At 64.4% G+C, this 20,223-nt stretch carries 21 protein-coding genes and 1 pseudogene; 14 read left to right on the top strand and 8 right to left on the bottom strand.

Features of this window, described 5'->3' with window-relative positions:
- Positions 1–35 precede the first annotated feature (35 nt).
- Both IEV87_RS12665 and IEV87_RS12660 read right to left on the bottom strand, forming a co-directional pair.
- Positions 36–749 carry a winged helix-turn-helix domain-containing protein gene (locus tag IEV87_RS12665; protein ID WP_188478027.1) on the bottom strand — a complete coding sequence of 238 codons (714 nt, stop codon included), beginning with the start codon at positions 747–749 and terminating at the stop codon, positions 36–38.
- Positions 750–767: 18 nt separating this feature from the next.
- On the bottom strand, positions 768–1,001 hold the full coding sequence (locus IEV87_RS12660; RefSeq protein WP_188478026.1) for a hypothetical protein: 234 nt from the start codon (positions 999–1,001) through the stop codon (positions 768–770).
- A 182-nt stretch (positions 1,002–1,183) separates the two neighbouring features.
- On the opposite strand from IEV87_RS12660, the gene IEV87_RS12655 reads away from it, so the two are divergent.
- From IEV87_RS12655 to IEV87_RS12635, 5 genes are all read left to right on the top strand, one after another.
- Complete coding sequence (locus IEV87_RS12655) at positions 1,184–1,663, top strand: hypothetical protein (protein WP_188478025.1); 480 nt, start codon at positions 1,184–1,186, stop codon at positions 1,661–1,663.
- A 145-nt stretch (positions 1,664–1,808) separates the two neighbouring features.
- Positions 1,809–2,426, top strand: a complete 618-nt coding sequence (locus IEV87_RS12650; RefSeq protein ID WP_188478436.1) for a ribonuclease HII — start codon at positions 1,809–1,811, stop codon at positions 2,424–2,426.
- A gap of 107 nt (positions 2,427–2,533) precedes the next feature.
- Positions 2,534–3,628 (top strand): site-specific DNA-methyltransferase, encoded by a 1,095-nt coding sequence (locus IEV87_RS12645; protein WP_188478024.1) that lies wholly within the window; start codon positions 2,534–2,536, stop codon positions 3,626–3,628.
- Positions 3,629–3,832: 204 nt separating this feature from the next.
- The gene (locus IEV87_RS12640; protein WP_188478023.1) at positions 3,833–4,480 is read left to right on the top strand and encodes a hypothetical protein; all 648 of its coding nucleotides are present in this window, start codon (positions 3,833–3,835) and stop codon (positions 4,478–4,480) included.
- A gap of 54 nt (positions 4,481–4,534) precedes the next feature.
- Positions 4,535–5,167: a VPLPA-CTERM sorting domain-containing protein gene (locus IEV87_RS12635; protein WP_188478022.1), complete on the top strand. Its 633-nt coding sequence runs from the start codon at positions 4,535–4,537 to the stop codon at positions 5,165–5,167.
- Between the two features lie 58 nt (positions 5,168–5,225).
- Here the strand turns inward: IEV87_RS12635 and IEV87_RS12630 are convergent, their stop codons facing one another.
- The 3 genes from IEV87_RS12630 to IEV87_RS12620 form a co-directional block, all read right to left on the bottom strand.
- Positions 5,226–5,828, bottom strand: a complete 603-nt coding sequence (locus IEV87_RS12630; protein WP_188478021.1) for a VPLPA-CTERM sorting domain-containing protein — start codon at positions 5,826–5,828, stop codon at positions 5,226–5,228.
- A gap of 168 nt (positions 5,829–5,996) precedes the next feature.
- A complete protein-coding gene (locus tag IEV87_RS12625; RefSeq protein ID WP_188478020.1) occupies positions 5,997–7,118 on the bottom strand; it encodes an alkane 1-monooxygenase in 1,122 nt (373 codons plus the stop codon).
- Entirely contained in the window at positions 7,115–8,179 is a 1,065-nt protein-coding gene (locus tag IEV87_RS12620) for an A/G-specific adenine glycosylase (protein WP_188478019.1), read from the bottom strand. Before IEV87_RS12620 ends, IEV87_RS12625 begins: the two co-directional genes overlap by 4 nt.
- Before the next feature lie 93 nt (positions 8,180–8,272).
- Here IEV87_RS12620 and IEV87_RS12615 point away from each other — a divergent pair, with 93 nt between their 5' ends.
- Genes IEV87_RS12615 through IEV87_RS12605 form a run of 3 tightly spaced genes read left to right on the top strand, consistent with a single transcriptional unit; the run spans position 8,273 to position 10,560 of the window.
- The gene (locus tag IEV87_RS12615) at positions 8,273–8,779 is read left to right on the top strand and encodes a DUF721 domain-containing protein (protein ID WP_188478018.1); all 507 of its coding nucleotides are present in this window, start codon (positions 8,273–8,275) and stop codon (positions 8,777–8,779) included.
- Between the two features lie 12 nt (positions 8,780–8,791).
- Complete coding sequence (locus IEV87_RS12610) at positions 8,792–9,454, top strand: DsbA family protein (RefSeq protein ID WP_188478017.1); 663 nt, start codon at positions 8,792–8,794, stop codon at positions 9,452–9,454.
- Positions 9,454–10,560, top strand: coding sequence for a CaiB/BaiF CoA transferase family protein (locus tag IEV87_RS12605; protein WP_188478016.1), 1,107 nt, complete (start codon positions 9,454–9,456; stop codon positions 10,558–10,560). Before IEV87_RS12610 ends, IEV87_RS12605 begins: the two co-directional genes overlap by 1 nt.
- A gap of 92 nt (positions 10,561–10,652) precedes the next feature.
- On the opposite strand, the gene IEV87_RS12600 is transcribed toward IEV87_RS12605, so the two are convergent.
- The gene (locus IEV87_RS12600; RefSeq protein WP_188478015.1) at positions 10,653–11,471 is read right to left on the bottom strand and encodes a sulfotransferase family protein; all 819 of its coding nucleotides are present in this window, start codon (positions 11,469–11,471) and stop codon (positions 10,653–10,655) included.
- 145 nt (positions 11,472–11,616) lie between these two features.
- Between IEV87_RS12600 and IEV87_RS12595 the strand changes: the two genes are divergently transcribed.
- Positions 11,617–13,194, top strand: coding sequence for a DUF5928 domain-containing protein (locus IEV87_RS12595; RefSeq protein WP_188478014.1), 1,578 nt, complete (start codon positions 11,617–11,619; stop codon positions 13,192–13,194).
- Positions 13,195–13,202: 8 nt separating this feature from the next.
- Positions 13,203–13,583 carry an HIT domain-containing protein gene (locus IEV87_RS12590; protein ID WP_188478013.1) on the top strand — a complete coding sequence of 127 codons (381 nt, stop codon included), beginning with the start codon at positions 13,203–13,205 and terminating at the stop codon, positions 13,581–13,583.
- A 104-nt stretch (positions 13,584–13,687) separates the two neighbouring features.
- Here IEV87_RS12590 and IEV87_RS12585 read toward each other — a convergent pair whose 3' ends face one another.
- Complete coding sequence (locus IEV87_RS12585) at positions 13,688–15,076, bottom strand: aminotransferase family protein (RefSeq protein WP_188478012.1); 1,389 nt, start codon at positions 15,074–15,076, stop codon at positions 13,688–13,690.
- 120 nt (positions 15,077–15,196) lie between these two features.
- Here IEV87_RS12585 and IEV87_RS12580 point away from each other — a divergent pair, with 120 nt between their 5' ends.
- Positions 15,197–16,459 carry a glycerate kinase type-2 family protein gene (locus IEV87_RS12580; protein ID WP_188478011.1) on the top strand — a complete coding sequence of 421 codons (1,263 nt, stop codon included), beginning with the start codon at positions 15,197–15,199 and terminating at the stop codon, positions 16,457–16,459.
- 2 nt (positions 16,460–16,461) lie between these two features.
- Here the strand turns inward: IEV87_RS12580 and IEV87_RS12575 are convergent, their stop codons facing one another.
- Entirely contained in the window at positions 16,462–17,523 is a 1,062-nt protein-coding gene (locus tag IEV87_RS12575; protein WP_188478010.1) for a zinc ABC transporter substrate-binding protein, read from the bottom strand.
- Positions 17,524–17,585: 62 nt separating this feature from the next.
- Here IEV87_RS12575 and IEV87_RS12570 point away from each other — a divergent pair, with 62 nt between their 5' ends.
- From IEV87_RS12570 to IEV87_RS12560, 3 genes and pseudogenes are all read left to right on the top strand, one after another.
- Complete coding sequence (locus IEV87_RS12570; RefSeq protein WP_188478009.1) at positions 17,586–18,071, top strand: Fur family transcriptional regulator; 486 nt, start codon at positions 17,586–17,588, stop codon at positions 18,069–18,071.
- Positions 18,068–18,826, top strand: a pseudogene (locus tag IEV87_RS22865) (metal ABC transporter ATP-binding protein); the annotation flags it as partial. The gene IEV87_RS12570 and the pseudogene IEV87_RS22865, both read left to right, overlap by 4 nt.
- A gap of 572 nt (positions 18,827–19,398) precedes the next feature.
- Entirely contained in the window at positions 19,399–20,190 is a 792-nt protein-coding gene (locus tag IEV87_RS12560) for a metal ABC transporter permease (RefSeq protein WP_188478435.1), read from the top strand.
- Positions 20,191–20,223: the final 33 nt, after the last annotated feature.

Genomic DNA, 20,223 nt, shown 5'->3' with positions numbered 1-20,223 from the left:
GGACCTGCGCGCCTGTATCCGGGCGGATCGCTGTATCACACCACCCGGATCACGTCCTTGCCGACGGCCAGCATGTAGCCCCGCCGCGCGATGTTGCGGACCAGCAGTTCGGATACCAGCTGATTGCCGAGCGTGTCGCGCAGCCGCTTGATCCGGGTCGCCCCGGCGGCTTCATCGCAATCCTCGACCTTCCGGCCGGAGATCATCGCCTCGATCTGCGCGCCCGAGAGCATCTCGTCGTCCATCCGTGCCTCGGCAAGGATCGACAGGGTTTCCATCGCTGCGTCGGTCAGCTTGAAGCCGTGGTTGTTCAGGTAGACTGTCTTCTCGTCCCGGCTGATGAGGAGGGAGTTCACCTCGATCCCCGAGCGCTCTATCTCCGCCATCCGGCGATTGAGCGTGATAAGGATCACGAGGAACACCAGTGCGGCGACCAGCAGGGCGGTGGAGAACACGAGCAGCACGAAAATCACGATGCGATAGCCCGACAGGACCTCCGCGAAGGCGGTGCCGGACTGGGCGAGAATCTCCAGCAGCTTGATCTCCGCATCGCCGGTCAGCGTGTCGTTCTCGATGAACAGCCGCTCCACCCGGTCATTGAACACGCCGGCGCCGGGCAGCGTCAGGAACAGCACCACGCCCCCGATCACCAGCAGCGCGGCGATGGCGCCGATACCGATGGCGACGGCGCGCGTGCCGACACGCCGCAGGTCGGCGGCGAATTCGGTCTTTTCGGCAGGTGCGGTCAAACGATCATCCCCAAGGGCTCATCCCTTCAGCGAGACGATCTTGAGCAGGATCCACCCCTGTTGCGCAAGCCTTGCCTGCACCTCCGCCGCGGCGGCGGAGGGATCGCAGGACGACACCTGCATCTCTCCGTGCTGCAGCCGCAGGGGGTTGTCCTGCTTGGCCTTGTATTCGGCAGTGCATGCGGCCTGCGCCACGACGGGGGCGGCCAGGAAAACGGCGCATAGGCCGAGGATATGGAGGATGCGTGTCATGAGCGGGAACATGCCCCTGCCGGTGCTGTCATTCAATAACCAAAGGGGTCCGGCGCGATGGTTATCCGATAACAGCGTGGCGTTATTGCCCGATTTCGCTTCTCGGGAGTTGTCTGATCGTACCTCTCCGGACCCCACACACGGTCCCCCACCAAAGACGCACCAGCAGGAGCACCCAAGACATGACCCGCAAACTTATTGCCACTGTTCTCGCCGCCGCCATGGCCATTACCTCCGTCAACATCGGGACCGCCCAGGCGGGCGATCGCGACGTCGCGAAGATCATCGTCGGCGCCACCGCGCTCGCCATTATCGGCTCCGCGCTCGCCGCCGAGAACCGCAACAACCAGACCGTCACGCGCAGCTACCGCAACGAACCGCAGTACTACCGCCACGGCAACCGTTACGACGACCGCCGCTATGACGGCCGCAAGGGCGATGGACACATCAATTCCGGGCACAACCGCCGTCCGATCGTCGCCCGCGAATGCCTGACCAACGTGCGCGGTCAGAACGGCTGGACACAGGGCTACGCCACCCGCTGCGCCCAGCACAACACCCGCGCGCAGCTCCCGAACGACTGCGTCCGGCGCAACTTCGCCAACGGTCCGCGGCTCTACTACGCGCCGCAGTGCCTGCGCCAGTTCGGCTTCAACGCCTGAGCTGAAAGGTTTGGCCCGCCGGATCCATTCCCCGGCGGTTCGAGCGGGAGGGAGGGCCTATGCGCCCTCCCTCCTCATTTCCGGCCTTCCGCGCGGCGGGTCCGGTTGCTAGTCCGATGGCATGACAAAAGCCCCGCCCGAACAGATGCCCGGCCCCGATTTCGCACTTGAAACCGACCTGATCGCCCGCGGCCTGCCGCGCGTTGCCGGGGTGGACGAGGTCGGGCGCGGCCCGCTCGCCGGTCCCGTGACCGCCGCCGCAGTGGTCCTTGATCCCGCCCGCATCCCCGAAGGGCTGAACGATTCAAAGAAGCTGACCGAAAAGCGCCGCCTTGCCCTGCTCGAGGCGCTGGAGGACTGCGCCGAGATCTGCATCGCCCACGCGAGTGTGGAGGAGATCGACGCGCTGAACATCCTCCGTGCCTCGCATCTCGCGATGGAGCGGGCTGTGGCCGGGCTGAAGGTTCCGCCCGATCACCTTCTGATCGACGGCAACCTGATCCCGCGCGGCCTGACCCTGCCCGCGACAGCGGTGGTCAAGGGTGACGCGCGCTCCGTTTCCATCGCCGCCGCCTCCATCGCCGCCAAGATCGCCCGCGACGCGATCATGCGGGATTTGGCGCAACAGTTTCCGGGCTACGGCTGGGAGGCGAACGCCGGCTATCCCTCAAAAAGCCATATTTCCGCGCTTCAATCTCTTGGTGTCACCCCACACCATAGGACGTCCTTCAAACCGGTCCACAATATCTTGTGTAAAGCCTGATTAGTAACCCATTGAATCAAAAAAGAAATTGACCGCGAATCGGCTTTGAATCATCCTTTGACCATCCAATGAGCGCCGGCTAACGGCCCACCCTTCAGAGGCAAAAGATGACGATTCGGACCAAACCGGCAGAGATTCTGCCGCTCAACACCATTCTGGCCGGCGACTGCGTGGAGATGATGAATTCTCTGCCCGAAGCCTCGATCGACCTCATCTTCGCCGATCCGCCCTACAACCTTCAGCTCAAGGGCCAGTTGCACCGCCCGGACAATTCCGAGGTCGACGCCGTGGACGACCACTGGGACCAGTTCGACAGCTTTGCGGCCTATGACCAGTTCACCCGCGACTGGCTGGCCGCCGCGCGCCGCCTGCTGAAACCGAACGGGGCGATCTGGGTCATCGGGTCCTATCACAATATCTTCCGAGTCGGCGCGACGCTGCAGGACGCGGGCTTCTGGATCCTGAACGACGTGGTCTGGCGCAAGTCCAACCCCATGCCGAACTTCCGTGGCAAGCGGTTCACCAATGCGCACGAGACGATGATCTGGGCGTCGAAATCCGAAGGGGCCAAGTACACCTTCAATTACGAGGCGCTGAAATCCCTGAATGAGGGTATCCAGATGCGCTCCGACTGGGTCCTGCCGATCTGCAACGGCGGCGAACGCCTGAAGGACGCGCAGGGCGAAAAGGCGCACCCCACACAGAAGCCCGAAGCGCTGCTGCACCGGGTCCTGATCGGATCGACCAACCCCGGCGACGTGGTGCTCGACCCCTTCTTCGGCACCGGCACGACCGGCGCGGTGGCCAAGATGCTGGGCCGCGAATTCATCGGGATCGAACGCGAAGCCGCCTACCGCGAGGTCGCGACCGCCCGCATCGCCAAGGTGCGCAAGTTCGACCGCGAGGCCCTGACCGTCACCGCCTCCAAACGTGCCGAACCGCGCGTTCCCTTTGGCCAGCTGGTCGAGCGTGGGATGCTGCGTCCGGGCGAGATGCTGGTGAACCAGCGCGGCCAGGCCGCCCGCGTCCGCGCCGACGGCACGCTGGCGACCGACGGCTTCAATGGATCGATCCATCAGGTCGGAGCCCATATCGAAGGCGCACCGTCCTGCAATGGCTGGACCTACTGGCATTTCCGCAAGGACGGCCAGACCATTCCGATCGACCTTCTGCGTCAGCAGATCCGCTCCGAAATGACCTGATCCGGCGGTCGCCCGACCGTTTCCGCAACAGTTTGCCAGGGTGCCCCGCTCCGCCTGCGGGGGCGCCAACCTTGTGCCCCGCCCCTCCAGGCGGGGCCTTTTTTTTGCGGAACAGGCGGTTTTTCTGTCCCAAACCTTGAGTCGAATCGATTGGCCCGGCACCATCGGCGCAATTTAATTCAACTTTTTGTTCAGGACTCTCAGATGACCTCAAGAATTTGTATCGCGTCGTTTGCGGCGCTGACTGCACTCACCACGCCTGCCATCGCCGCCACCACTTTCGAATATGTTGCCGACGGGACGGGCGGGAAATTCACCACCCTGCCGAGCGTCGATCCCACCTTGTTCGGGTTTGCAGCCGACGCCTCGACTGTCGATTTCGAAGGCTTCGGGTCCGGCGGCGCCATTTCCACCCAGTACCTGCCGGACTTCACCGTTTCGGGCGCGGTCTTCTCGTCCTCCGTCTACGGCGGGGCGGCTTCCGGCTCCGTTGCGGCCTATTCGTCGGGCGGGACCCAGACCTACAGCTTCACCAGCGGGCTGAGCCGGGTCGGCATCATCAACACTTCACCCGACAAGGACCGGCTGACGATCTACGACAAGAACGGAATCGAGATCGCGACCTTCCGCGATCAGGAATCCGTGCCGTCGCCCAACTACAACATCGACCGGTTTCTCGGCTTCCAGACCGAGGCAGGAGAGGAGATCTGGTCGCTGTCGATCACCAACCTCAGCGGCAATCTCGAGATGGACGATCTGGTCTACAGTTTTGCCACCCCCGCCGTGCCGCTGCCTGCTGGCGGTCTGCTCCTGCTGAGCGGCCTTGCCGGACTGGCGCTCCGCCGCCGCTGATTCACGACCGGTCGGGGCGATGCCCCGGCCCATTGCTCCAGAAGGATTGATACGATGAGAACATTTCCCGCCATTGTGGCTTTTTCCTGCATACTCGCGGCTCCGGTTGCGGCCGCACCGGTCTACCTCAACTACACCAACATCTCCGTTTCCGTCGGCGCGGGCACCAGTCCCGGCGATTTCCACAACACCTTCGATGGCGGAGCCACCGTGGACAAGGTGATCGACGCGCCGTCTGCCGACGCACTGGAGTTTCACAATCAAGGCACCCACTTCTGGTACACGGCCAACGAAGTCGGTGGCGGGCTCGAGCTGATCTTTGACTTCGGCGTGTCCTACGACATCACCACCCTGCATTTCTGGAACTACACCTCCGACGACTACAGCGTCGATCAGGTGGACTTCACCTTCTACAACGCGTTGGACGCGGTGATCGGCACACAGACGATCTTTCCGAACGAAGGGTCCGCCGGCGGGATCGCCGCGCAGGATTACCTGCTGACCTCTCCGCTGAACACCCGCTCGGTCAAGGCGTTCCTGACCGGCACCAACCGGCAGGTCGACTTCCAGAATATCGGCTTCACCGCCGAAGTCTCCGACCCGTCGCTCGACCCGGTCCCGCTGCCCGCGGGGGTCGTGCTGCTGATTTCGGGTCTGGGCGCGTTGGCAATGCGCCGCCGGGGTTGAATCGCAATGCCGTCAGGACGCCGCACCGCCGCGGCGTCCTGTCGGTGATCCGTGAAGATCAGTCCGCCTCCCGCTTCCGGAACCCGGCCAGTGCGCCAAGACCGCCGATCAGCAGGACGGCCCCCGCAGGAAGCGGAACCGGCGTGTAGTCGAACGAGAAGTTGTCGAACCAGATGCCGTCCGCGCCGGCCAGGTTGACCTGGGAAAAATCGACGCGGGCGATGGCCTCTCCGGTTACGGTCAGGTCCCTGAAGACGCCCGGTCCGGTGCCCGTGCCAACGTAGGAGACCGTGTCGATCATGGTGCCTGCGGCATCGAACGCCTTGAAGATGAAACCGCCCGCGCCGATGTCAATTCCGCGCAGGGTCACCGATGTCGCGGCAACCGAAAAGCTGGCCGAGATCGGATCGATCTGCTGCGGTTTCCCGCCCATGTTGACGGAATAGATCGCGTTCGGCAGCGTCATGCCGATCTTGGACGAGTTGATCGTCGGAGTGTATACGAGGGCGTTCGAAAAGGTGACGCCGAGGGCGCTGTAAGCTGCCCCTACTTCCGTTCCGGTAGTCAGGTCATCGAAATTGATGTCGACGGTCTTGGCCTTGGCGGCATTGGCAACCGACAGGCCGATTGCGGCGGCCACGATCGCGGATACGAGTCTCATTTTCATGTGCTCCCTTGTGAATGAAGTCCTGGCTGCTGTGATAAAATGTCATGAAGTTGATTCTGTTGAATGACATTAAATATCATCTCCCGCGATCGCGGGAATTGAACTCGCTTTTCGATGAGCTTAGCTCCGGCGCGCAAGAATTATGGCATTGCTGCCTGAATATCAGGCGTGATTGCCCTTGCGATACGGCGCCCAATCCGTGATCTCCGGGTAATACATCGCCCGCCACTTCCGCACCCGAGGGTTCATCATCCGCCGCCAGACCGGCGGCACCATGGCCAGCGCGGCCATCAGCGGGTAGCCGTAGGGCAGCTGCGGCGCCTCGTCCTCTCCGTAGGTCTGGAGCAGGGGGAAGCGTCGGTCCGGCTTGTAATGATGGTCGGAATGGCGCTGCAGGTTGATCAGCAACCAGTTCGACACCCGATGCGCGGCGTTCCAGGAATGCTGCGGCTTCACATGTTCGAACTTGCCGTTGCCAAGGTATTTCCGTGTCAGCCCGTAATGTTCGATGTAATTCGTCAGCTCCAGCATCCAGATCGCAAAGAACGCCTGCACCAGGAACATCGCCAGCCCCATCCAGCCGCCGAGGATCAGCGCGGCCAAAAGCATCCCCAGTTGCAGCGCCGCGTAGCGCCAGAACGGGTTCCTGCGGTCCAGGGCCGACAGCCCCCGACGTTTCAGCATTGCGACCTCTGCCGCCCAGGCCGACCGGGGGCATTCGACAAGCACACGGGGAAAGAAGCGAAAGAAGCTTTCGTTGTATCGCGCCGTGACCGCATCGCGCGGCGTGGCGACATGAGCGTGGTGCACCAGCAGGTGTTCCGACCGGAAATGCGAATACAGCACCATCGACAGTAGGATATCGCCCAACCACCGCTCCGTCCGGTTTTTCTGGTGCATCAGCTCATGCGCATAGACGATGCCCGAGGCGCCGGTCATGATCCCGACCCCGTACAGCAGCACGACCAACTCCAGCCCGTTCAGGTGACGATGCGCCGGCACGTACCAGAGGATCCAGAACACCAGCACGACCTGCACCGGGACCCAGACCAGCGTCACCGCGCGATACCAGAACAGCGCCTGATCCTCCGTCTCCGGGTCGGGGTTTTCCTCGTTCAGCCCGGTCAGCCGGTCGAGGATCGTCACCAGCACAAAGCCGTAGGCCGGCAGCAGCAGCAGCCAAAGCCCGCCCCAGAGCGTGCCCATCACAGCAAGCGGCACGTTTGCCATGACCATCCAGAAGGGCAGGGCACCGGAGAGGGTGAGGGGCTGGCTGTCAGTCATGTGTCGTCCTTGCGTTGGCCCGGAGTCTCCATCGCCCCGCGCGCCAGGTCAAACGCCTTTCGCATCACCGTCGGCAGGTCCGAGGGGCGGAAGTCCGAGGCCGGCACCAGACGCAGCCCCTCCGGCACGCGGCCCGGATCGATCTCTGCCACCCGCAGGAACAGGCGCAGGTGGAAATGCGTGAAGGTATGCCGCGCCTCAGCCCCCGCATCGCGCCAGTCGGCGGACAGGGGAGGCGCCTCTGCCGGTGCTTCCTCCGCCCAGACGGTCCCCGGCCATCCCATCATGCCACCAAGCAGGCCCTGCTCCGGTCGCCGTTCCATCAGCCACTCGCCGGAGGGCGTCCGCCCGACATAGGCGATCCCGAAACGCACCGGCTTGGCCTTCTTCGGTGTCTTCGCGGGCAGACCGGCCGCCGTCCCGTGTGCCCGTGCCAGACACGGCGCGCGCCATGGGCAGATCCCGCAGGCGGGCGAGCGCGGCGTGCAGATCGTCGCGCCCAGATCCATCACCGCCTGCGCATAGTCGCCGGGTCGCATCGCCGGAGTCAGCGCCGCCGCCTTCGCCTTCAGTTCCGGTTTCGCGCCGGGCAGCGGGGTGTGGATATCGAAGAGCCGCGCCATCACGCGCTCCACATTCCCGTCCATCACGACGGAGGGCCGGTTGAAGGCGATGGCAGAGATCGCCGCCGCCGTGTAGGGGCCGATCCCCGGCAATTCCATCAGACCGGCCTCCGTATCCGGAAACCCGCCCGCCGCCGCCACCGCCCGCGCGCATTTCAGCAGGTTGCGGGCGCGGGCGTAGTAGCCCAGCCCCGCCCATTCCGCCATGACCCGCTCATCCTCCGCCGCCGCGAGGTCGTCCACGGTCGGCCAGAGCGTCGTGAACCGCGTGAAATAGTCCTTCACGGCGGCCACGGTGGTCTGCTGCAACATGACCTCGGACAGCCAGACCCGATAGGGATCGGCGCGCAGGCCGGCCCCCGGCGGCACCCGCCAGGGCAGCACCCGTGCGTGGACATCGTACCACTCCAGCAGATCCTCTGCCCTTGCCCCGCTCATCGCCCCTCGTCACGCTTTGTTTATGTCCCGCGCGAGGCACTGGCCCCCGCGCGATTTCCGAATAGGATAGGGCCGAACCGCCAAAGGCAAAAGATGACCCGTCGCTCCACGACCACATATGGCTTCGCCCGCACCTCCAAGCTGCTGGAGGACCGGATCCGCAAGGCCGGGGAAAGCCGGGGCTTCGCCGTCACCCGCCTGCTCACCCACTGGGAGGAGATCGCGGGGGACCTTGCCGCCATGGCCCGTCCCGTCGATGTGAAATATGGCCGGCAGGGCTTTGGCGCCACCCTGACGCTGCTGACGACCGGCTCGCTTGCCCCAATGGTCGAGATGCAGAAGGAAGCGCTGCGCGAAAAGGTAAACGCGGTCTATGGCTACAACGCCATCGCCCGCATCCGAGTGACGCAGACCGCCGCCACCGGCTTTGCCGAGGGGCAGGTCGATTTCACCACCCGCCCCGTGCGGACCGAAAAACAGCCGCCGAGCCCCGAAATCATCGCCGAAGCCCGCGACGTGGCCACCGGCGTCGGCGACGAAGGCCTCAGATCCGCGCTTGAGGCCCTGGCGCGGAATGTCATAAGCAAACACAAACGCTAAGAAGGACCGATCATGGACCGCAGAACCCTCCTCGCCAGCGGCACAGCCGCGGCGCTCCTGGCTGCCGCCGGTGTCTGGTATTCGACCCGCCGCCCCGGAGAGACTTCGATCGCCAACATCACCCCGGCCGCGGCCGAGGGCGTGGACACCTCCGGCATCGTCGAGATGACGCTTGGCAGTGACGATGCCAAGGTGACGATCGTGGAATACGCCTCATTCACCTGCCCGCACTGCGCCAATTTCCACAAGACGGTCTACAAGGACCTGAAGGCGGACTACATCGATACCGGCAAGGTGAAGTTCATCTACCGCGACGTCTATTTCGACCAGTTCGGGCTCTGGGGGGCGATGATAGCCCGCTGCGAACCGACGCGGTTCTTCGGTATCTCCGACATGCTCTATGACCAGCAGAAGGACTGGATCGGCGACGGCGACCCGGCGGGCATCGCCGACCGCCTGCGCAAGCTGGGTCGGATCGCAGGGCTTGAGAACGACCAGATGGAAGCCTGCCTCGCAGACGAGGAAAACGCCCGCGCGCTTGTCGCCTGGTTCCAGGAAAACGCCAAGGCGGATGACATCACCGCCACGCCGACGATCCTGATCGACGGTGAGAAGCACTCCAACATGTCCTACGCCGACCTCAAGGCCATTCTCGACAAGAAACTGGAGAGCTGATGGCCACGCCCCTGGGCGGCCTGAAGGTCGTCGAACTCGCCCGTATCCTGGCCGGACCCTGGGCCGGCCAGACCTTGTCCGACCTCGGCGCGGAGGTCATCAAGGTCGAAAGCCCCGAAGGCGACGATACCCGCAAATGGGGTCCCCCCTTCATCGACCGCGAGGACGACCACACGGCCGCCTATTACCACTCCTGCAACCGCGGCAAATCCTGCGTAACAGCGGACTTCCGGACACCGGAAGGCCAGCAGATCGTCCGCGACCTCGTCCGGGACGCCGACATCCTGATCGAGAATTTCAAGGTCGGCGGCCTGACGAAATACGGCCTCGATTACGCCAGCCTGGCAGCAGTGAACCCCCGCCTGATCTACTGCTCCATCACCGGCTTCGGCCAGACGGGTCCTTATGCGCATCGCGCGGGCTATGACTATATCATCCAGGGCATGTCCGGCCTGATGTCCCTGACCGGCGAACCCGATGGCGAACCCCTGCGCGCCGGCGTCGCCATCACCGACCTCTTCACCGGCGTCTATTCGGCCACCGCGATCCTCGCCGCGCTGCACCAGCGCGCCACGACGGGACGCGGCCAGCATATCGACATGGCACTGCTGGACACTGCGGTCTCGGTTACCGCGAACCAGGCGATGAACTACCTCTCCACCGGCACCCCGCCGGTGCGCACCGGCAACTGGCACCCCAACCTCACGCCCTACCAGGTGTTCGAGGTCGCGGACGGCCACATCATCATCGCCACCGGCAACGATGCCCAATACCGCCGCCTCTGCGACGTGCTTGGCCTGCCGGAAATGAAGGACGACCCGGACTACCTCATCAACTCCGATCGCGTCGCCAACCGGCCCGAAATGATCCGCCGCCTGTCCGAGGCCTGCCTGCGCTTCACCAAGGCCGCGCTGCTGGAGCAATGCGAGGCGCAGGGCATCCCCGCCGGCCCGATCAACGACATGGCCGAGGTCTTCGAGGACCCGCAGGTCGTCGCCCGGAACATGCGCATCGACCCCGAGGGTGTGCCGGGCGTCCGCGCGCCTTTCCGCTTCTCGGACGCGGAACTGAAGCTTGAAAAGGCCTCGCCGAAGCTGCCGCGCTAGACCTCATCTTGCCCCAGATATCCCCGCCGGAGGCAGCGGGGGCCTTGCCCCCGCACCCCCAGGATATTTTCAGCAAGATGAAAGCCGGGGCGTTATTCGCCGAGCTTGGCGTGAACCTCGTCGAGGTCGATCTCACCGATCGGCATCTTGTTGGCGGGATTATGGAAATCGTATTTGAACAGGTCGAAGTCGCGCTTGTACATCTCGTAAACCAGATGCATCGAGAGATCGTCGAAATAATCCTCCACCGGATGCGCCCGCTTGGGTCCGTGGCCTTCGCTTTCGTTGAAGCGCGGGATGTCGTTCAGCACGATCGGATGCGGCGTGTCGATATGGTCGAGCACCTGCTGCATCCCGTCGTTGAACGCCTCTGTCCAGAAGATCTGGTCGTAGCGCCCGCCGTTGTGGATGAAAGTCGAGATATGGCCCGACATGGCCGACCAGTGGATGTCCGGCTCCATCGGGCGGCGCCAGCGGATGGTGTCGCGGGCGAACAGCAGGAAGCGGCGGAAGCTCTTGATCTGGTCGAACTCCTGCTTGCCGTCGTCGCCGCCGACCTCAATCCCGTATTTCTGCACCAGAAGGGGGACGAGGTTGCCGCGATACCGGTTGCCGTTGCGCTGGATGCCGCAGATCTTGTCGAAGAAGGACGACAGGATGCGGGTGTAGGGATTGCGCACGCAGGTGAAGGCGTAGCTGCGATGTGCGGAAACGTTCGCCTCGATCACCGGCTGGCTGTGGTCCTGCGCCCATTTGTGCAGACCCTCGGTGGAATCGTGGATGTCCCCGTCGTAAAAGCGGCCATGATCGGAATAGAACATGATCTGGCCGATGGTCGAACAGGCGCATTTGGGAACGACGCGGTAGACCACGCTTTCACTTTCGGTCATCCAGACGCCGGGAAAACCCATCTGCTCAAGCCTCCTAAATCGGGGCAGGTTTGCCCGTCCCCCTACATTATGCGGTACAGAAAACAAAAAATAGATGATTTAGCAACGTGTCTTGCTAAGCACGGCTATCGACAAAGCAGCCTAAGTTTTGGTTATTGTTCCTGAAATGGCGACGATCGCATACATACTTCTGTGTCACAAGGATCCCGACGCGATCATCGCCCAGGCCAACCGCCTGACCGCGGCGGGCGATTGCATGGCGATCCACTTCGATGGCTCGGCCAGTGCGGACTCCTACCGGATCATCCGCAACGGGCTGGCCGACAATCCCAACGTCACCTTTGCCCGACGCCGCGTCCGCTGTGGCTGGGGCGAATGGTCTCTTGTCGATGCCACGCTTCAGGCGATCTCTGCGGCGCTCGAGGCGTTTCCGCGCGCCACGCATCTCTACATGCTGTCGGGGGACTGTGTGCCGATCAAATCCGCGCGCTTTGCCCATGCCTTCCTCGACCGCGAGGAGGTCGATTATATCGAGAGCTTCGACTTCTTCCACAGCGACTGGATCAAGACCGGCATCAAGGAAGAGCGGCTGATCTATCGCCACATCTTCAACGAGCGAAAGACCAAGTGGCTGTTCTATCAGAGCATGGAATGGCAGCGTCGCCTTGGCCTGGAACGTGCGATCCCGGCCGACATCCAGGTTCAGATCGGCAGCCAGTGGTGGTGCCTGCGCCGCCGCACGGTGGAGGCGGTCATGGAATTCGTCGCCGCGCGCCGTGACGTGCTCCGTTTCTTCTCGACCACCTGGATCCCGGACGAGACCTTCTTCCAGACGCTGGTGCGCCACCTCGTGCCCGACAGCGAGATCCGCTCGCGCACCCCGACCTTCCTGATGTTCACCGACTACGGCATGCCGGTCACCTTCTACGACGATCACTATGACCTGCTTCTTGGCCAGGACTTTCTCTTTGCCCGCAAGGTCAGCCCGGAGGCGGAGACGCTCAAGGACCGGCTCGGCCATCTTTACAACGACGATACGGCGGAATTCGCCATTTCCAACGAGGGCCGTTCGCTCTTCGCCTTCCTGACCGGGCGCGGACGCATCGGCCACCGCTTTGCCCCCCGGTTCTGGGAAAACGAGGCGAGCCTCGGGCGCGATCGGGAACTGCTGATCGTGATCTGCAAGAAGTGGCACATCGCCAAGCGGCTGGTTGCTGCGATCCGCGAAAAGACAGGGATTCCGGCGGTCGAATACCTGTTTCACGAGGAAGAGACGCCGCTGCCCGAACTGGGCGGCATCCAGTCGTCGCTGTCCAAGCGGACGCGGCACCGGCGGTCACTCATGCGAATGCTGTTCGAATATTTTCGCACCAGCCGGATGGTGATCTGCCTCGATCCGGGCAGTCTCGACCTGCTTCAGGATTTCTGTTCCGACCGCGCGGTCACCACGCTGCTGCACATCGACTGCGATCTGGACGAAGCCTATCTGGCAGGCCATGCGCGCCGTATCGGGCTGGCCTCGGAACGCACGCCGGAGGAGGCGCTGGACCGGCTGATCCCCACGGTGCGCAACGCGATCACCATGGAGGCCGACCGCATCCGCGACGCCGGCTTCGCCAACTATACCCGCATCCGCCAGTCGGCGACCACCGAACAGAACGCCCGCGCGCTGGAGCAGTTCCTTGCGGTTTCCCCGGAGGTCGCGCATCAATTGGCGCAACTGCCCCACCTTTTTGACGACTGAGGTTTCCGATGGCCTATGCCTATGACGACCAGAACATATTCGCGAAGATCCTGCGGGGTGAAATCCCCAACAAGACCGTTCTTGAAACCGAACACACGCTCGCGTTCGATGACATCCGCCCGCAGGCCCCCGTGCATGTGCTGGTGATCCCCAAGGGGCCCTACGTGACTTACGATCACTTCGCGGCAGAGGCCTCGGAGGCCGAGATTGTCGATTTCCACCGGGCTGTGGCGAAGATCTGTGCGGACGCCGGCATGACTTCTGACAGCGGGCCGGGGGCGCGGTTCATCTCCAACTCCGGCGCGCACGGGGTGCAGGAGGTGCCGCATTTTCACCTGCATATCCTTGGCGGGCGTGTTCTGGGCCGGATGCTGGCCAAGGCCGACTGACAGCGATCGGTTGAAGAGCGCAGGGGGCTGCTTGCCCCCTGCGACCCGTTCTGCGGACGGATCGCCCCCATGGATATTTGTCAGACCAAAGAGGTGCCGCGGTTCTAGCCGAAGACCGCCGTCAGTGAATGGTCCACCGCGGCCGAAATCTCGTCGATCTGGGCCTCGGTCACGATCAGCGCCGGGCTGAAGGTCAGGGTGTTGTTGTAGCCGGGGACGGAGCGGTTGGTGACCCCGATGATCACATTGCGCGCCGCACATTCCGCGACAATCCTCGCGCATTGCTTTTCATCCGCCGGTTCGCGTGTCGCACGGTCCGCGACCAGTTCGATTCCCGCGAACAGCCCCTTGCCGCGGACCTGTCCGATGACCCTGTGCTTTTCGGCCAGCGCCTCGAAATTCGCCAGCAGGCGTTCGCCCATGGCATTGGTGTTGGCGAGGAGACCCTCGTCTTCGATGATGCGCATGTTCTCGATCGCCGCGGCCGGACCGGCGGTGCAGCCGCCGAAGGTGGAGATGTCGCGGAAGTAGTTCATCGGATCGTCGGCATTGTCCTTGAACATGTCGAACACCCGCTCGGTCGTCACACAGCAGGCAATCGCCGCGTAGCCCGATGCGACGCCCTTCGCCATGGTGACGAAGTCCGGCTCGATTCCGTAGTGCTGGTAGCCGAACCATTCGCCTGTGCGCCCGACTCCGCAGACAACCTCGTCGATATGCAGCAGCACGTCGTACTTGCGGCAGATCTCCTGCACGCGCGGCCAGTAGCCTTCGGGCGGGGTGATGACGCCGCCGCCCGCGGTGATCGGTTCCAGGCACAGCCCGCCGACCGTCTCCGGCCCCTCGGCGAGGATCACCTGTTCGATCTGGTCGGCGGCCCATTCGCCATAATTCTCCACCGGCGCGCCCTGATCGCCTGCACGATATTCAAGGCAATGCGGCACGCGCACGAAATCCGGCGCAAAAGGACCGTATTGCGCGTTGCGCTGATCCTGACCGCCGGCCGAAAGCGCGCCGATCGTGGTGCCGTGGTAGTCGCGGTCGCGGTAAAGGATCTTGGTCTTCTTCCCGCCATAGCGCTTGTGCGCGATCTGGCGGATCATCTTGAAGGCCTTCTCGTTCGCCTCGGAACCGGAGTTGCAGTAGTAGACCCGCGTCAGCCCCGGCATCTTGTCGATCAGCTTCTCGGCAAAGACCGCGCCTGGGATCGTGCCCGCCGCCCCGGCAAAATAGTTGAGCTTTATCAGCTGGTCCCGCACCGCGTTGGCGATGCTTTCCCGCCCGTAGCCGACGTTGACGGTCCAGACCCCGCCGGACACGGCATCCAGAAGGCGCGTACCCTTCTGGTCCCAGACGTGGATGCCCTTGCCCTCGGTGATGATGCGCGGCTCGCCCGTTTCGAAAGGCTTGTGCTGAATCAGGTGGTGCCAGACATGCGCCTTGTCGGCCTCGACGATGCGGGAGATGTCGTTGTCGCGGAATGCGTCGTCCATGGCGGGCTCCTGATGGCTGGGGTCGGGCGGAGGTTACGCCTGCGCAGGAGCCTTGGCAATCCGGGCGGAAGCCGGTTCGAAGCCCCTTGCGCGCAACACCCGGTCCACTACGCTATCCACATGACGCCCGAGGACAAATCCTTCCTGACCGACCTCTTCGACGCCGCCGTCGCCGCCGCAGATCCGGCCCGTGCGCTGGCCGGCCACCTGCCGGACCCGCCGAAGGGCCGCACCGTGGTGATCGGTGCGGGAAAGGGCGCCGCGCAGCTTGCCCGCGCTTTCGAGACGCTCTGGCCAAGTCCCCTGTCGGGCGTGATTGTCACCCGTTACGGTTACGCCGCGCCCTGCCAGCACCTCAGGGTAATCGAGGCCGCGCATCCCGTCCCCGACGCCGCCGGACAAGCCGCCACGCGCGAGGTCTTCGCCGCGCTGGAGGGCCTGACGGAAGACGACCTTGTCGTGGCGCTCATCACCGGCGGCGGCTCCGCCCTGCTGGCCGCCCCGCCCGAGGGTCTGACACTGGCCGACGAACAGGCGCTGAACGAGTCGCTTCTGGTCTCCGGCGCGCCGATCGGGGCGATGAACGCAATCCGCAAGCAGGTGAGCCGGGTCAAGGGCGGCCGTCTGGCGCTTGCCGCCGCCCCGGCCCGCGTCGTTACGCTCGTGGTGTCGGACGTTCCCGGTGATGACCCGGCAGAGGTCGCCTCCGGCCCGACCGTGCCCGGCCCGGCAACCCGCGACACCGCCCGCGCCGCGATCCGAGCCTGGAATATCACCCTGCCGGAGAGCATAACGCGGTATCTATCCACCGCAGTCGAGGACGCGCCCGCGCCCGACGATCCGGCCTTTTCCCGCAACGAGGTGCACGTCATTGCCTCCGCCGCCCGCTCTCTCGAGGCCGCGGCCGCGCTGTCCGCCGCGCGTGGCGTGCCGACTCACATCCTCTCCGATTCGATGGAAGGCGAGGCCCGCGACATCGCCCGCGCCCATGCCGCCATTGCGCGGGAAATTGCCCGGAACAACCGCCCCTTCCAACGCCCCTGCCTGCTGCTGTCGGGCGGCGAGACCACCGTCACCCTGCGTCAGAAGGGACGAGGTGGCCGCAATAGCGAATTTCTCCTCGCGTTCGCTCTTGCCACGGAAGGCGTTGCCGGGATCGCGGCGCTGGCGGCCGATACGGACGGAATCGACGGCAGTGAGGACAACGCCGGTGCCTTTGCCGACGGCGATACATGCGCGGCCATCCGGGCCGCCGGTGTCGACCCGGCAGAGGCGCTGGCCACCAATGACGCCTGGGGCGCCTTCGACGCCTGCGATGCGCTGTTCGTGCCCGGACCTACTGGCACGAATGTCAACGATTTCAGGGCGATACTGATCCGCTGACCCTAGTCGGTGAGGCAGGTTCGCAGGCTGTCCGCGATGCCCGTAAGCAACCCTTCGTAAAGGTCGGGCCCCGGGGGCAGCGTCGCGCCGACCGGGTCCAGCACCGCAATTTTCAAGCCAAGCGCCTCTGCCAGACGTCCCGAAATGCGCCCGTCGAACTGCGGTTCGGTGAACAGGCAACGCACGTCGTTGTCACGGGCGCTCTGCTGCAACTCCGCCAGCCGCCGCGCACCGGGAGGGGCCGCATCGCCGCCTGAAATCGCACCTGCAGGAGGCAGGCCGAACCGGTCTGTGAAATAGCCATAGGCGTCGTGAAACACGATGTAGCCGCCGTCCAGCCCGTCCAGGGTTCCCGCGATACGGTCAGTCAGCGCCGCCACCCGTTGTATTGCAGCCTTGGAGTTTGCCTCATAAAGCGCGCTGTTCTCCGGGTCAGCTGCCGAGAGGTGTTGAGCGATTATGGGCAACCAGATCCGCGCATTGTCCGGGTCGAGCCAGGCGTGGGTGTCGATCCCCTCGTGCACATGCCCGTCGCCGGCCGTGTGGTCCTCATCCCGCATCCCTCCGGCCTCTCCGGCGTGGTCGTTTGCTTGGCCCTGAGCGTGGTCACCTCCGTGACTGTGGCCGTGCGCGTCGTCGTCATCATGGGTACCCTCGGTTTCGTCGGTGCCATGCCCGTCCCGGGGGGCAGATCCCGGCGCGGAGTCGTCATGATGATGGCCGCCGGTCCGCAAACGCGTGCCCGGGACCGAAAGCAGCGGCACGGACTCCGTATCGGGTGCAATGTCGTGCAGCGCGTTCTCGATCCATGGCGCCTGTTCCGGTCCGATCCAGAAGAGCAGCTCGCTTTGGCTCAGCAGGCCCGCTTCCGAAGGGCGCAGCTGGTGCCCATGCGGCGAACTCCCCGGTGGCAACAGCAGCTCCGGCGCCCCGGCACCCGCCATGACCTGTGCAACAAGGGAATGCACGGCGGGAATGTCGGTGATCACTTTCGGCGGGGCAGCCAGCGCGGAAAAGGTGCCGAGCAGCAGGAACGCAGCGCCCGAGAGAAGCGGCTTGTACATCGGATCGTCCGTTTGTTATAAAGTAACGACGATCCGTACATGATACAAAGTAACACTTCAAGATGTCGAAAGCCGACCCAGAGGCCACGCCGCGGGAATTCCTGCCACACGATCACGCGCATTGTGTTTCCGACGCCATGGCGGCGGCGGAGTCTCTATGTGCGGAATCCGGTGCGCGGCTGACCCCGGTCCGGCGGCGGGTTCTGGAGATTCTTCTGGAGGGGCACCGCCCCATGGGCGCCTACGATGTCCTCTCGAGATTGGATGCCGAAGGTCTCGGCTCCAAGCCTCCGGTGGCCTACCGCGCCCTTGGTTTCCTAGTCGATCAGGGGCTTGCGCATCGGATCGAACGGCTGAACGCCTTTATTGCCTGCCCGCACCCATCGGGGCAGGACCACGTCGCGGCCTTCCTGATCTGCCGGGACTGCGGCACCGTGGCAGAGGTGCCCTCGGCCCCCCCGCCACTGCCTGCAGGCTTCCAGGTCGAACAGACCACGATCGAGGCGGTCGGCCTCTGTACCGCCTGCGCCGACGGCCCGGCGACGTGACACGTCTTATCGAAGCCCGCGGACTGTCGGTCCGCTATCAGGGCGCTGACGTCCTGCAGCACGTTGATTTTCAGATCGACGGCGGGGAGATCGTGACAGTTGTGGGTCCGAACGGGTCCGGCAAGTCGACCCTTATGAAGTCCCTGACCGGCGCCTTGCAACCCTCTGCCGGAACGATCGCCCGGGCAGACGGCCTGCGGCTTGGCTACGTGCCACAGAAGCTTTCGCTGGATCCGACATTTCCGTTGACCGTCAGCCGTTTTCTCGACCTTCCGCGCCGCGCTGAACGGCAGGAGAGGGACCGCGTGCTGGATCGGCTCGGCATCCGGGGGATCGCGACCCGTCCGCTGTCCGGGCTGTCCGGCGGGCAGTACCAGCGCGCGCTCCTGGCACGCGCCCTGCTCGCCCGGCCGCAGTTGCTGATCCTGGACGAGGCGACACAGGGCATGGACCAGCGGGGCTCGGCCGACTTCTACGCTCTGATCGCAGATCTCAGGGCCGAAACCGGTGTCGCCGTTCTCATGGTAAGCCATGATCTTCACGTGGTGATGAGCGCTTCGGACCGCGTGATTTGCCTTAACGGGCACGTGTGTTGTGAAGGGTCGCCGGAAATCGTGCGCTCCGCTCCGGAATACCGGGCGCTCTTCGGTACCGGGACGCATGGCGCCCTTGCGCTGTACCGGCATTCCCACGACCATTCTCACGATCACGACGCCGGGCACCATAACGCGCATGAGCATTTCCGGGAGCATGCGCCTCATGGATCGGAGCATGCGCATAGCGGCGGCCCGGGCCGTGGTTCCGTAAGCCATCGCGCAGGGATCGGTCCCGACCTGCAGGCCCCGGTCGCAGAGACCGATGTCGGGAATTTGGGTAAGAAGGCTCGGGGTATCGGCGAGAGTCCCGGAACGCCCGCGTTGATGTCGTCCGGCGCCGCCCATACTGGCTGCGATCACGACCATGATATATATCCCGGCCGCGACGGTCAGCGCGTGCCATCGCCGCATACCCGTCAGGGCGATGCGCCGACAGGGAAAGGCACGGCGACGGAAGGCAGCCCTTCGTTGACCTCCAGCGCCCCGGATTACGAACATGGCAAATCTCCTGTCACGGACCAAGCGGTGCCCGACGCGGGTATTCCTTCCGTCGCGCACCGAGATGACGCGCTCCATCCTGCTGGCGACGTCCATCCCGCCTCGCCCGGCGCGGCCGGAAATGCAGCGGGCGATCGCGCCAGAGCGGCGCGCAAGGCATCGGCGAAGATCCCGGTCGCGCCCCGTTCCTTTCCCGAGGGGTCAGAACCGTGAGCGGTCTTTTTGCCGACTTCATGATCCGTGCCGCGCTTGCAGGCGTCGGGGTCGCCGTAACCGCGCCGTGGCTTGGCGTATTCGTGGTCTGGCGCCGCATGGCCTATTTCGGAGATGCGACCGCTCACGCCGCACTTCTCGGAGTTGCCCTGTCCCTCATGCTGCACCTTCCCGTATATGTCGGTGTCGCCGGCATCGCCGTCATCATGGCACTGGTCGTGGCGGCGCTTGAGGACGGCCGGTCCGGGCTCGGAACCGACAGCCTGCTCGGTGTCCTGTCGCACGGCGCACTGGCCATCGGCCTGATCGCCGTCAGTTTCCTGCCGGGTGCACGGCTCAATCTCGAAGCTTTTCTCTTCGGTGACATTCTCGCCGTCTCCTGGTCTGACGTTGCGGTGATCTGGGCCGGAGCCATCGTCATCGCCGTTCTTGTCGGATCCCGGTGGCAGGCCCTTCTGACCGCCACCGTGAACCCTGATCTTGCATGGTCCTCCGGCCTCAATCCCGACCGTGACCGGCGCATTCTGACCCTTGCCCTGGCCCTTCTGGTTGCCCTGGCAATCAAGGTCGTCGGTGCCCTTCTGATCACCGCTTTGCTTGTCATCCCCGCGGCCGCCGCCCGGCCGCTTTCACGCTCGCCCGAAGCTATGCTGGGCGCCGCGATCGCCATCGGCGCCTTTTCCGCGCTTGGAGGACTTGTACTGTCTTACCGGATCGACAGCCCGGCCGGTCCCTCCGTCGTGGCCGTGTCCGTCGCTTGCTTTGCCCTGTCCCGTGTCGTCGCCGGTTTCCTTTCGATTCGCCGCGTCTGATACTCTTCACGATACGGTTCAAAGTAGAACAAA

This window comes from Primorskyibacter flagellatus (assembly GCF_014638275.1).
Taxonomy (GTDB): domain Bacteria; phylum Pseudomonadota; class Alphaproteobacteria; order Rhodobacterales; family Rhodobacteraceae; genus Pseudooceanicola; species Pseudooceanicola flagellatus_A.
Note: the sequence above shows the minus strand (reverse complement) of the source record. Positions and strands in the feature narration are given on the sequence as shown.

Excerpts from the sequence above, each read along its gene's own strand:
- IEV87_RS12605 (WP_188478016.1), top strand. The coding sequence starts at position 9,454 with ATGGCCACGCCCCTGGGCGGCCTGAAGGTCGTCGAACTCGCCCGTATC.
- IEV87_RS12600 (WP_188478015.1), bottom strand. The coding sequence starts at position 11,471 with ATGGGTTTTCCCGGCGTCTGGATGACCGAAAGTGAAAGCGTGGTCTAC.
- IEV87_RS12635 (WP_188478022.1), top strand. The coding sequence starts at position 4,535 with ATGAGAACATTTCCCGCCATTGTGGCTTTTTCCTGCATACTCGCGGCT.
- IEV87_RS12660 (WP_188478026.1), bottom strand. The coding sequence starts at position 1,001 with ATGACACGCATCCTCCATATCCTCGGCCTATGCGCCGTTTTCCTGGCC.
- IEV87_RS12630 (WP_188478021.1), bottom strand. The coding sequence starts at position 5,828 with ATGAGACTCGTATCCGCGATCGTGGCCGCCGCAATCGGCCTGTCGGTT.
- IEV87_RS12615 (WP_188478018.1), top strand. The coding sequence starts at position 8,273 with ATGACCCGTCGCTCCACGACCACATATGGCTTCGCCCGCACCTCCAAG.
- IEV87_RS12580 (WP_188478011.1), top strand. The coding sequence starts at position 15,197 with ATGACGCCCGAGGACAAATCCTTCCTGACCGACCTCTTCGACGCCGCC.
- IEV87_RS12575 (WP_188478010.1), bottom strand. The coding sequence starts at position 17,523 with ATGTACAAGCCGCTTCTCTCGGGCGCTGCGTTCCTGCTGCTCGGCACC.
- IEV87_RS12650 (WP_188478436.1), top strand. The coding sequence starts at position 1,809 with ATGCCCGGCCCCGATTTCGCACTTGAAACCGACCTGATCGCCCGCGGC.
- IEV87_RS12620 (WP_188478019.1), bottom strand. The coding sequence starts at position 8,179 with ATGAGCGGGGCAAGGGCAGAGGATCTGCTGGAGTGGTACGATGTCCAC.
- IEV87_RS12655 (WP_188478025.1), top strand. The coding sequence starts at position 1,184 with ATGACCCGCAAACTTATTGCCACTGTTCTCGCCGCCGCCATGGCCATT.
- IEV87_RS12560 (WP_188478435.1), top strand. The coding sequence starts at position 19,399 with ATGATCCGTGCCGCGCTTGCAGGCGTCGGGGTCGCCGTAACCGCGCCG.
- IEV87_RS12640 (WP_188478023.1), top strand. The coding sequence starts at position 3,833 with ATGACCTCAAGAATTTGTATCGCGTCGTTTGCGGCGCTGACTGCACTC.
- IEV87_RS12610 (WP_188478017.1), top strand. The coding sequence starts at position 8,792 with ATGGACCGCAGAACCCTCCTCGCCAGCGGCACAGCCGCGGCGCTCCTG.
- IEV87_RS12595 (WP_188478014.1), top strand. The coding sequence starts at position 11,617 with ATGGCGACGATCGCATACATACTTCTGTGTCACAAGGATCCCGACGCG.
- IEV87_RS12585 (WP_188478012.1), bottom strand. The coding sequence starts at position 15,076 with ATGGACGACGCATTCCGCGACAACGACATCTCCCGCATCGTCGAGGCC.
- IEV87_RS12645 (WP_188478024.1), top strand. The coding sequence starts at position 2,534 with ATGACGATTCGGACCAAACCGGCAGAGATTCTGCCGCTCAACACCATT.
- IEV87_RS12570 (WP_188478009.1), top strand. The coding sequence starts at position 17,586 with ATGTCGAAAGCCGACCCAGAGGCCACGCCGCGGGAATTCCTGCCACAC.
- IEV87_RS12625 (WP_188478020.1), bottom strand. The coding sequence starts at position 7,118 with ATGACTGACAGCCAGCCCCTCACCCTCTCCGGTGCCCTGCCCTTCTGG.
- IEV87_RS12590 (WP_188478013.1), top strand. The coding sequence starts at position 13,203 with ATGGCCTATGCCTATGACGACCAGAACATATTCGCGAAGATCCTGCGG.